The sequence below is a fragment of the Clostridiales bacterium genome, assembly GCA_012512255.1.
GTDB lineage: Bacteria > Bacillota > Clostridia > Christensenellales > DUVY01 > DUVY01.
Map to the genome: position 1 here is coordinate 1 of JAAZDJ010000122.1, position 11,359 is coordinate 11,359.

Genomic DNA, 11,359 nt, shown 5'->3' on the forward strand with positions numbered 1-11,359 from the left:
CAAAGCGAAGAGGATACCCCTACTCTTTTGGCGGAGCAGTAAAGGAAGCTGTCGCTGTTTTAAAACAGCGCAGGGAGAAATATGAGGGATACTTAAAACACCTTGACGAGAGCGGCAAGACCCATTGCAAACCGAAGTGATAGAGGTGGTTGCCGACAAGGGTTAAGAAAGCCGCGCGGATATATTAAACTGCATATACAACGGCATAAATAAGGCTCAAGCCTGACAGAAAGAAGCTTAAAGAGCGAAAATGCCTGTCGGAACACCCTTTCGGTACGGTGAAATGGCACCATGGAGCATATTATCTGCTTTGCAGGGGCAAAGAGAAGGTATCAGCGGAGCTGGGACTGAGTTTTCTTGCCTACAATCTCAAAAGAGCGCTTAACATAGCGGGATTTGACAAACTGCTTGCGGCAATAAAGGGATAAATCCCATATACCCACATCTTTTCTAATTTAATAATCACCAAAAACCCCTCAAAATCTGTCCGAAAACATGCCAAAAGTCCGGCAAAAACCGGACTTTTCGGACGAGGTCTGGCGCGCCCGAAGGGATTTGAACCCCTGGCCTCTTGCATCGGAAACAAGCGTTCTATCCAGCTGAACTACGGGCGCGTATATTGTTTTATATGTAAATAAGTACAAAACCAAGGACCAATTATTATATTTCAAACAAAAAATTTTATCAACAAATTCAATCGGTAATTTATTATAGTTTAGATTGCGCAGCGTTGTCAATCCTAACCGCGTTGCCTGATTATGTTAAAAATCAATCAAAAATATCCGCCAAGTCTTTTATGGAATCAAAAACCAAATCGGGCGCAATGCCAAAATCTTGAAGCATCTTTTGGTCGGTTTCGCCGCTTAGCACCAAAACGCTAATCATTCCAAATTTTTTCGCGAATTTGATATCCGTGCTTAGACGGTCGCCGACCATGGCGATATTTTGCGCTTTGGTCAAAAACTTGCTTTTTAAATAATTGACCATATATTTATAAGGCTTGCCAAAAATTTTTGACGGCTTTCTGTTTGTGCTTGTATATATAAGGCTCAAAAAAGACCCCGTATCGGGCATAAAGCCCTCGTCCGTCGGGCAGTTTTTGTCGGGATGCGTGGCAAAAAACAGCTTGCCCTGTCTTATATATTTGCAAGCCAAGTCCAGCTCGTCGTAAGTCATCTTGGTATGAAAGCCTATCACAACGATTTGGGGATTGTCTTGGACAAGTTTTATCCCATGCGACTCAAACTCGCTCTTTAATTCGTCTGTGCCAAAAAGATAGACCGAATAACCCTTAAAAAATCTTGATATGTAATCCGCCGCGACAATTCCGCTGGTTACGATTTGGTCTATCTCGGCGTCAAAACCCAAGCCGCGAAGTTTATAAAGATATTGCCGCGCGCTTTTTGAGCTGTTGTTGGTAAGATAGCATATTTTTTTATTGAGGCTTTTTAATTTGCTTATAGTTTTGGCCGCGCCGTCTATTGCTTGATTGCCCAAGTATATAGTCCCGTCCATATCCAGCAAAAACAGCTCGGCGTCCTTTAGCCTATTTGGCATAAATAATTTTTAGACTCCTTCCAAATACTTGTCCAATTGCCCCGTTAATTTGACAAACGATATTAAACAAAAACTTTTCAGCGTGTCGGGCGCTAATCCAATCATAAGCATTATATCGGCATCTGTCAAATATTTGGTGGTCCAAAATCCCGCATCGTCGTATACGCGCTTGAAGGCCCGCTCGTATTTTTCAAAATAATTTGAATACCGCGCTATCTTTTTGTTCAGGTCTTGATTGTATTCCGCCCATTTATATTGCATAATCTCCCATTGCTCATAGTCGTCCAAGACCAAAATTTTATCTAGCGCCGCTAGCTCACCAATCCCCAAATAATCGGTAAATTTTTCCAATCTTAAAGTGTTATCGGGCGGACAAACAAAATCCCCCGATTTTAAATTGCTAAGCCATAGCTTATCCGCCCGCATAATTATTTTGGAGCATAAAAACAAATTCTCCCCCTCAATGCGCAAAGGCCGGTTTTCTTTATGAAAGAACATCTCCAAGACATTAAGAGCGCCCGTATGCCCGCCGCCCATAAGCGCTGTGGATTGGCTTAGCTGCGCCAAAGCAGATATTTTGAGCTGGGTTTGTATCAATTCAAAATAGGCTGTTTTCTCTTTTTTTAGTAATTCAGGCGAAAACTTTAAAAAACAATTAAGTATGCTTAGCGCGGCCTCGCATATCCTATAATCAAATTTTTGCAAGCTAAAAACATGCGAAAAATACCAGTCAAACAAAGCCAAATATTTTGAAGCAAGCATTCCTAACCCTGAGCCGATATAATCTTGCGAACATTTGCTAATTGACGACATATCAACGCAAACAACAGAAGCGCATAAGGTCTCAAACAATTCTTTTACATTATTATGATAAGCTTGGGCATAACCAGTTAGCGCCCCGTCGCACTCCGGCGTAGCATAATACAAGGCGAGCGGCAAAGAACATAATGAGCTTGCGATCTTGGCGGCTTCTATTGCATTTTTATCGCCTATCCCTATAATAACCCTAATATCGTCTTGTTTTGAAGACGCGAGTTTTCGGGCGGTTTTTAATTCAACCCTTATTTCCGGGAATAAATAAAGCTGACCCAAAAAGCCTTTTGCCTCAAAATAATCTTTAAGATCTTGGGCTAAAGATTGAAAATTTTGGCTAGTTACAAATAATATCTTTAAATTTTGTCCGATGTTTTGGCATACAGACTCGCAAAATCGGCTTATAGGATTATCGTCTATAATAATGTCTTTGACAAGCAACGAGGCTTGCTTGCCGCTTACCGTAATAGTCTTATTGACAAAGTCTTGGATTTTGGCGGTGTTTATGGCGCTCAAATCGGTCATATTATTTGTTTTTTGCGCTTCCCTAAATTTTTAGTCAAGCGCAATATATTATAACGCTTGGGATTGCAAAAATACTTCGGTCTTTGTCGAACAATATGTATGCGTTATAGTAATTATTGACCTAAAATTATAAAAATACCGCCTTTACCAATCGCCAAGATAGACTTTTCCTTCCAGCCACGCGTCAAAGACGCCTTCCAGATCTTTTTTGCTGGTGTCTTCAAACGCGCCTATCAAATCTTTGGGCCTCGCGATCTTGTATTTGGTCCGCTCGTAGTATCTTTTTAGCGAGTCAAAAAAAGCTTTGTCGCCAATAATGTTTCGTATGTTATAAAACATCAATTCGCCCTTTACATAAGTCATATACACATATTCATATTCGGTTTTGTACGCGTAGCTGGGCCGGTTCATGCTGGTGTCAACCTCGCCGTATACATTCTTATGCATTTCCACATAAACAAGATATGACTGCAAAGCCTGCATTATCCTGCTTGAGATTTCTTGGTTGTATGACGGATTTTTCTCGTAAAACAACGACGTGGTATACTCTGTCAAGCCTTCGTCCAGCCAGCCATATTTTACTTGGTCGTTGCCTACGACGCCATACCACCATTGGTGCGCCGTCTCATGAACTATAATTTCCTTATAGGCGTCTTGGTCCGTAATGCTGTCCGAAACATAGATGAGGCAGGGGTATTCCATCCCGCCATAAATAAAGGGCGTTTTGACCACATTAAGATGCGGATAAGGGTATTGCCCAAATAGCCTGGAAAATGTATTGACAGCGTCTATGGCGGTCTTAAGATATCTTTCAGGCTCTTGATCGTCATAATAAAAATATGTGACCATTATATTGCCCGCGCTTGAGCTTATGGATGAAAACTCTTTGCTCAAAACAAAAGCAAAATCCCTAACCGCCAGCGCCTCAAAGTTTAAGGTCTTGGTTTTGCCTTGAAGCCGCGTGCCCGTGTTTCTGCCCGTCGCCGCCACAAAAAAGTCGCTACTAAGAGTCAATTCAATATTAAAATTGGCAATCTCCGAATAAAACGGGTCGCCGTTAGGGTAATAGGCGTAGGTCGCAAAGCCGCCGTCTTCATAGACGCAGGCTATGGGAAACCAATTACCCAAATTAACGCACTTATCGGTATAACCCAGCCTATGCGGAGTATGCGCGAGCCTAAGCAAAAAATCAAATTCTATAGTAAAGCACGCGCTGGGATATAAGTCCATAGGAAACTTGACGGTCATAATGTTGCGGTCTTCCCCGCCTATGTTAAAATCCGCCTTTTTGCCCGCGACATAAACTTCGTTTATTATTATGTCGCCGTAAGACGGGCCTTTAGGATACGCCCTAGACTGCGCGCTCTCGGACACGGGCTTGATTTTGGCGCCTTCTCTGAAAGCGTTTGGGTAAAGATGCAGTTTTAGTTCTTTTAAAGGGACATCATAATTATTGACATATTTTATTTTTTGGCTTGCCGTAATCGCGTGGTTGAATTCGTCGTATCTGGCCGTAATCGCGTATGTGGTCAGGTCTTTGGAAACCTTTTGGAGCTCCGTTCGGCAAGAAGAGGCAATAAACGCCAATAAAAGCGCCAGCAGAAGCGTTATTTTTTTGATTATATAATTTGACTTTTTCATTTATCCATCCTATTGCCCTTTTAATAAAGGGTAGTTTTATATTTTATGAATCAAGGCGGATGGTTTAGCACCTTTTGGGCGCTATCTTGTCAAAATAATAGTTTATAGGCGATAAAATTATATAAGGCTAAAAAAATAAAAACCGCTGTTTTTTGATATGCACCCCAAAAGTTAGACACATTTGGAGGTGCATTTTTTTATGGGAAAGAGAAATGAAAAGAACAAGAAGTATAGCGCGAAGTTCAAGTTATCTGTTATACTGGATATGCGCGAGAACAAGCTGAGCTATAGAGAGCTATGTCGGAAATATAATATTTCGGAAAAAAGGCCACAGGCTTGGGAGCGCATATATTTAGAGGAAGGAGAAGAAGGTTTGACAAAAGAAAGACTGAAGGTAGAGATGTACTATGGTGAGTTTTTTTCCTCTGCCGATGAACTCATCAGCAGACTGCATGAATACATCGATTACTACAACAATAAAAGAATATCCCTTAAACTGAAAATGAGCCCGGTTCAATACCGAACTCACTCTCATATATTTTATTAATTTTTGTCCAAACTTTGGGGTTTATTTCATTTCTTATATTCCTTATATGACTATATTTTTAACTATTTTTGTAGCGAGGTTATTTCTTAACGCCGCTTCCACGCTTATTCCTTATATGACTATATTCACTATCCGTCCAGGTATTACTATGACCTTTTTGGGCGTCTTGCCTTCAAGGTATTTGGCGATTTGAGGGCTTTCAAAGACGATCTGCTTAACCTGTTCTTGAGAAGCATTTGAGGGCGTCACAACCGTGCCCCTTAGTTTTCCATTAATTTGAACGGCGATTTCAATTTGGTCTTTAAATAATTTGGACTCGTCGTATTCGGGGAAGCTTTGACTGAATATAGAAGGCTTGTTGCCCAGCATCTCATACCATTCTTCGCACATGTGCGGCGCCAAGGGCGCTAACAGCTTGATTAAGGTTGTAATCACGCTTTTTGCGAAGCCTTGATCGGCATCGGGCAAAGAATCGTATTTGTATATGGCGTTGACAAGCTCCATAATCCGCGCCATCGCCGTATTGAACGAAAAAGTCTCGTAATCCGCCCTAACTTCTTTTATGGCGTTGTGCAAAACATAGTCCAATTCTTTTTCAGCCTCGCCATATGCTTTTGAGCTTGCTTGGCAGTCTTTATATTTTTGGACTATGCGGTCTACCCTTTCGCTAAAACGCTCCATAGCCCTTATGCCCTCGTCATTCCAAGGCCCGCCGTCAGTATAGTTAAAGCCAAAAGCAAGATAAAGCCTAAAAATATCCGAGCCATAATCTTTGATATAGTCGTCGGGATTAATGGTATTGCCTCTGCTTTTGGACATGCGGTATCCGTCAGGACCCAAAATCATGCCTTGGTGCACCAACGACAAAAACGGCTCGTCAAAGTCAAGATAGCCCATATCCCGCAGGGCTTTGACGATAAATCTAGAATACAACAAATGCCCTACGGCGTGTTCGGAGCCGCCGATATATTTATCCACGGGCATTATTTTGTTGGTGTATTCTTTGTCAAAAGCGGCTTTGTCGTTATGCGCGTTGGGATAGCGCAAAAAATACCAAGAAGAGCACACAAAAGTGTCCAAGGTGTCGGGATCCCTTTTGGCGTCCCTTTTGCAAACGGGGCATTTTACATTGATATATCTTTCATGTTTTTTGAGCGGCGATTGCCCGTCAGGCGTAAAATTGACATCATAAGGCAGTTCTACGGGCAGCTGGTCTTCGGGCACGGGCACGGCGCCGCAATCTTGGCAATGTATGATAGGTATAGGGCAGCCCCAAAACCTTTGCCTGCTTACCGACCAGTCGCGCAAGCGGTAATTGACTTTTTGTTCGCCCTTGTTGATTTTGCTAAGGTATTCTATTACTTTGCGCTGGCCTTCTTCGCTTGTCAGCCCGTCAAACATGCCGCTGTTTACCATAATGCCGTATTCTGTGTAGGGCAAGTCGTCGGGCGAGCCGTCCGCGCTTTTTATGACACGCGTTATAGGCAAGTTGTATTTTTGCGCGAAAACAAAATCCCTCTCGTCGTGTGCGGGCACGCCCATAACGGCTCCCGTCCCGTAAGTGTATAACACATAATCGGCTATAAAGATAGGCACGCGCTTGTTATCCAGCGGGCTTATCGCGTAAGCGCCTGTAAACACGCCCGTTTTTTCTTTGGCGGTGGAAAGCCTGTCTATCTCGCTGGTCATTAAAGTTTGTTTTTGATATTCTTGCACGGCTTGCTTTTGTTCGGGCGCCGTAATAATATCCACCAAGGGATGTTCGGGCGCGAGCACGACAAAACTCAAACCCGGCAAGGTGTCGGCGCGCGTGGTAAACACTCTAAAGCTATGACCGCTCTCGGTCGCGAACTCTATCTCTCCGCCTACGCTTTTGCCTATCCAATTGGTCTGCATAATCTTGGTTTTTTCGGGCCAGTCTAATTTGTTTAAGTCGTTTAATAGTTCTTCGGCGTAATCGGTTATCTTAAAAAACCATTGCGTCATATTACGCCTTTCCACAACGCTATGGCATCTTTCGCATTCGCCGTTTTGCACCTGTTCGTTGGCTATAACCGTGTTGCAGGAGGGGCACCAATTGACAGGCGCGTCTTTTTGATAGGCTAGACCGCGTTTGTATAGTTGCAAAAACAGCCATTGTGTCCAGCGGTAATAAGACGGGTCCGAAGTAATAATTTCAGCCGACCAGTCTATCATAAGCCCCATTTCTTTGATTTGGCGCTCCATTGTCGCTATGTTTTGGTAGGTGCTGTCTTTGGGATGAATGCCTGTTTTGATAGCGTAGTTTTCGGCGGGCAGCCCAAAAGAGTCAAAGCCCATAGGCTGAAAGACTTCGTATCCTTGCATCTTCTTAAACCGCGCGTAAGAATCCGAAAGCCCGAAGTTCCACCAATGCCCTATATGCAAATTGGCGCCCGAAGGATAAGAAAACATTTCAAGCACATAAAACTTGCGGTCAATGTTTTTGGGGTCAAAATTATGAAGGTTGTTTTCTTCCCAATATTTTTGCCATTTTTTTTCTATTTCTCTGCGGTTCATACCTAAAACTCCATTATAGCGATTTTTATTCCGTTGCAATTTCTAAAGATATTATATCGTAAGATATGCTAAACGCTTTTTGGGCGGTGTTGACATCAAAAATGTTTTGGACAGTTTTGATCATCAATGATTGGGCGTAACTACCGTCGGCGTTGACATCCATTACGGAATACCACGCGGTAAGCGAAGGGCCCGATTCGTATGCCGAGCTTTTGGATATCTGGACTTCCTTGACAGGCAATTTGTTTTCGGTCGGGATTATGTGTTCTTGTACAAAGGGCAAAAACTCATCTGTCATGGGGATGTTTTTCAAATCCTTATGGACATTAATGTCAATAGCATACGCCGTTATCGCGCCGTCTCGATCCACGGCGTCCGTCCAGTTATAAACCCTGCTAAAACTCGCGCTGTAACCCGGCTCAAAAGTTTGCCTATCCAAAGAGCGCGTCAAGAGCAATAACAACTCATTGTCGTATCCGCTTTTGATTTCTTTGGGCTTATAAGTCATTTTGGTTTGTTCATCGTCGCCAAACGCGTAACTTAAGGTTCGGGTCTGATAATCAAAAGAAAACTCAAGAGAAATTTCTGCCGAGGGCATGTCAAAAGTTTTGGTAACTTTTATCGGGTTAAACAACTTGCCTTTTTCCATGCTGAATATGGTTTGGGAAACCATCGTATCGGTTAGGCCAAGATTTTTTATGCCCGCAAGCCCTAAGGCGCTTTCAAAGTCGTTATATCCGTCTTGCAGCATATCTTGGATATCTTCTTTGGACAAATAGGTTATTATTAACCGCGATGTAAGCTGCCAAGTGTTTTTTTGCGCGTCGTGTTGTTCTATAATATATTCCAATTCGCCGTCCGCAATCTCTATGCGCGGCTTGTCGTCCAAAGAGTCGGTTATAATATGGTCTTGTAAATTAGGGTATTGCTTATCTTGGTCCAAATAATAATAAAATGAGACATCAAATACCGATTTTTCTATTTTTCCTTGCCAAGGCTGGCTTAAGTTGATATAAGGCGGCGGCGCGTCGCACCCCCAAGAAAACAAAAATATCAATAATAACGATAATATCGCGCGGATTTTATTCATAAATATTCCTTTTCTCTATAATATCATTTATTATAACACGAAAACATTATTTATTAAAAGCTATACTAGCACAACTCATAATTATTTTCAACAACAAAATAAGTTATGGTTGTTATTTTCCAATTATTTGATAAAATTAGGTTATGGATACAAAAATATTCCCTAACTATATACGCGCGTATCAATACCTCGCGCGGGTTTTAAAAACCCGCCCCAAAATAAGAGGGCGTCTGGATATCCGCCATATAATTATAACGCCCGACAGATACACGCTTCAGCTTGAAAAAGAGCTGATGAAAGACCTTGACGAACAGGGCTCTTTTGATATTTCCGTAATGACTTTTGATAGATTGCTATATAACGAAGGCGTTCCGTCAAAATATCTTTCCAAATACGGCGGAGCGATGCTTATAAGAAAAATTATAGACCAAAACAATAACGGCGAAGGACAAGGCAATTTTTTGTGTTTTAACCGCGCGCTGTTAAAAGGCGGTTTTCCCGCCGATATGCACAAAACCATAACCCAATTAAAAAGCTGTTTGATATCGCCGCAGTTAGCTGTGCAAACCCCCAAACCGCACCTTAACAATAAACTTAAAGACATAAGTTACATATACCAAAAATACGAGCAATTTTTGGACGAATACGGCTTGCAAGACGCGGGCTCAAAATTAAGTCTGTTAAAAGCGCAAATCCCGCGCTCTGAATATATCAAAAACGCGTATTTTTATCTTTTTGGGTTTGACAGCTTGACCCCGCAAGCCGCGGACTTAATCAAGACTTTGGACCGATATTCCAAAGGCGTTATTTTGACCGCGGTTTCGGACGGGCTGGATTTGTATCCTTATATAGAAACAGACACAAAAGAGCCTGATATAAGTAATTTGTCTGAGTTTGAAAAACATATACACCAAAACTTGACCAAAAGAAATATTATCCAATATCACAAGCCCGCGCCAATTAGCGTATTTTGTGCCAATCAGCCCGCAACGATGATAAGGCATGCTTGCCAAATTATTGCCCAGCATATCAAAGAGGGCGGAAAATTTTATGAGATAGCCATTGTGGGCGATGTGAACGCCAAAGACCTTGCGATATTGGACGAAGCGGGCATCAGCTATAACTACGACCATAAAGTTTTGCTTGTAGCCCATCCTTTTGTCGCGTTTATAAAAGACTGCATTGACGCGGTCAGAACGCATTATTATAACGGCGTCGCCCATATCGCCAAAAACTTCTTTAGCGGCATTCCCTACCAAGACGCCTGCGCCTTTGAGAATTATTGTCTTAAATATAATATCTCCCATAACATCTTTGAGCCTTTTGAGCTAGGTGCTCAAACGGACGAATGCGATACCGCGGAGCGCGTCCGCCAAAAACTTGTTGATATTTTAGGCCCTTTTGAGCGCGACCTTAAACAGAGCGCGGTAACGGACGATTATGTTCAAGCTATTAATAAATTTATAAAAGACAACGACTTGGAAAAAAGATTGCGCGAATATAATACTATTTTCGTTACCGATGATTTTGCGCCTTATGCCGAGCAGTGCTGGGACAAGTTCGCGGCTGTTTTGGACGAGTTCAAAATTTTGTCCCAATATAAAATGGATATAGAAGACTTCAGGGCGGTGTTTTTTGCGGGGCTGGAAGCCGTTGAGATATCGGTTATACCGCCTATAATAGACGCCGTCAGCGTTACCGATATTGAAGGCATAAGGTGCGGCAAATACAAAAAGATAATATATCTTAATTGCGCAGAGGGCAGTTTTCCGCCCTTGGAAAAAGATTTGGGGCTGTTGTCCGACGACGATTTGGATTCTTTAAGAGAATATGATATAAAAATTGAACCCAAGATAAGACAAATCAACAAAAGGCGCAAGTTTAATCTCATCCAATCTTTTTATCACGGCGAACGGTTATATTTCTTATACCCAAAACGCCAAAACGGCCAAGAATGCGCCGAGGCCAACCTTTTGAGCGTTATCAAAAAATTATTCCCTAATCATGACGAATACAGCGAAGACAGCTATAACACATTGCTAAGCTTGCCCAGCCTCTCCCAAAACGATATCCCAAAAGTCGCAGGATATTTTTATAGCCAGCCCTCTGCCAAAAAGCAAGTTTTGCGCCTTTATAAAAAGGCCCTTAACGAACGGCAAGAAGTTTTGGGGCTTGGTCTTTCTTCGGCTGCTAGGGCGCTTAATATAAATTTTGACGTCCAGCCTAAAAAGGCGGCATTTCAAGTTATTTTGGGCGACACTTTTTACGCGACCCACTTAGAAAATTATTTTTGCTGTCCTTATATGTATTTGATGCGCCATGTTTTAAAACTGGCAAGGCGGCCAATAGGCGATATTAATTCAGTGGATATAGGCAATATTTTGCACGAGATTTTGGAAAAATTTGCGCAATATGACCCCAAAAACATAGAAGAATGCGAACAAATAACCATTCAGATAACGGACCAGATTATTAGCGAAAACATCAAGCTACAAAAAAATCCGCATTTTGCAAATTTGCTGAAAAACGAGGCTATTAGCGCAACGCGCGCTGTTTTTGAGCAAAACCAAAACTCTGATTTTAAGACGCTTTATACCGAAAAGAAATTTGGAAAAGGCGAGGAAATGCCGCCCTTGGTTATACAAACC

The 11,359-nt window shown here is 42.1% G+C and carries 8 protein-coding genes, 1 tRNA gene and 1 pseudogene; 4 read left to right on the forward strand and 6 right to left on the reverse strand.

The genetic code is table 11. From position 1 onward, the window contains the following. The coding region (locus GX756_06215) for a hypothetical protein (GenBank protein NLC17454.1) at positions 1-140 on the forward strand (140 nt) is incomplete at its 5' end. Between the two features lie 111 nt (positions 141-251). Next, positions 252-428, forward strand: a pseudogene (locus GX756_06220) (DDE transposase). 109 nt (positions 429-537) lie between these two features. Here the strand turns inward: GX756_06220 and GX756_06225 are convergent. The 4 genes from GX756_06225 to GX756_06240 form a co-directional block, all read right to left on the reverse strand. Then, positions 538-614, reverse strand: a tRNA-Arg gene (locus GX756_06225). 154 nt (positions 615-768) lie between these two features. Beyond that, positions 769-1,557 carry an HAD-IIA family hydrolase gene (locus GX756_06230; GenBank protein ID NLC17455.1) on the reverse strand — a complete coding sequence of 263 codons (789 nt, stop codon included), beginning with the start codon at positions 1,555-1,557 and terminating at the stop codon, positions 769-771. Between the two features lie 9 nt (positions 1,558-1,566). Continuing rightward, positions 1,567-2,895 carry an iron-containing alcohol dehydrogenase gene (locus tag GX756_06235; GenBank protein NLC17456.1) on the reverse strand — a complete coding sequence of 443 codons (1,329 nt, stop codon included), beginning with the start codon at positions 2,893-2,895 and terminating at the stop codon, positions 1,567-1,569. Positions 2,896-3,039: 144 nt separating this feature from the next. Beyond that, positions 3,040-4,536, reverse strand: a complete 1,497-nt coding sequence (locus GX756_06240; protein ID NLC17457.1) for a M1 family metallopeptidase — start codon at positions 4,534-4,536, stop codon at positions 3,040-3,042. Between the two features lie 256 nt (positions 4,537-4,792). Here GX756_06240 and GX756_06245 point away from each other — a divergent pair, with 256 nt between their 5' ends. Continuing rightward, a complete protein-coding gene (locus tag GX756_06245) occupies positions 4,793-5,083 on the forward strand; it encodes an IS3 family transposase (protein NLC17458.1) in 291 nt (96 codons plus the stop codon). Between the two features lie 111 nt (positions 5,084-5,194). Here GX756_06245 and GX756_06250 read toward each other — a convergent pair whose 3' ends face one another. Together GX756_06250 and GX756_06255 are read right to left on the reverse strand one after the other, a co-directional pair. Then, entirely contained in the window at positions 5,195-7,621 is a 2,427-nt protein-coding gene (locus GX756_06250; GenBank protein NLC17459.1) for a leucine--tRNA ligase, read from the reverse strand. A 25-nt stretch (positions 7,622-7,646) separates the two neighbouring features. Next, a complete protein-coding gene (locus GX756_06255) occupies positions 7,647-8,711 on the reverse strand; it encodes a hypothetical protein (protein ID NLC17460.1) in 1,065 nt (354 codons plus the stop codon). Positions 8,712-8,854: 143 nt separating this feature from the next. On the opposite strand from GX756_06255, the gene GX756_06260 reads away from it, so the two are divergent. Next, on the forward strand, positions 8,855-11,359 hold a 2,505-nt coding region (locus tag GX756_06260; GenBank protein ID NLC17461.1), incomplete at its 3' end, for a hypothetical protein.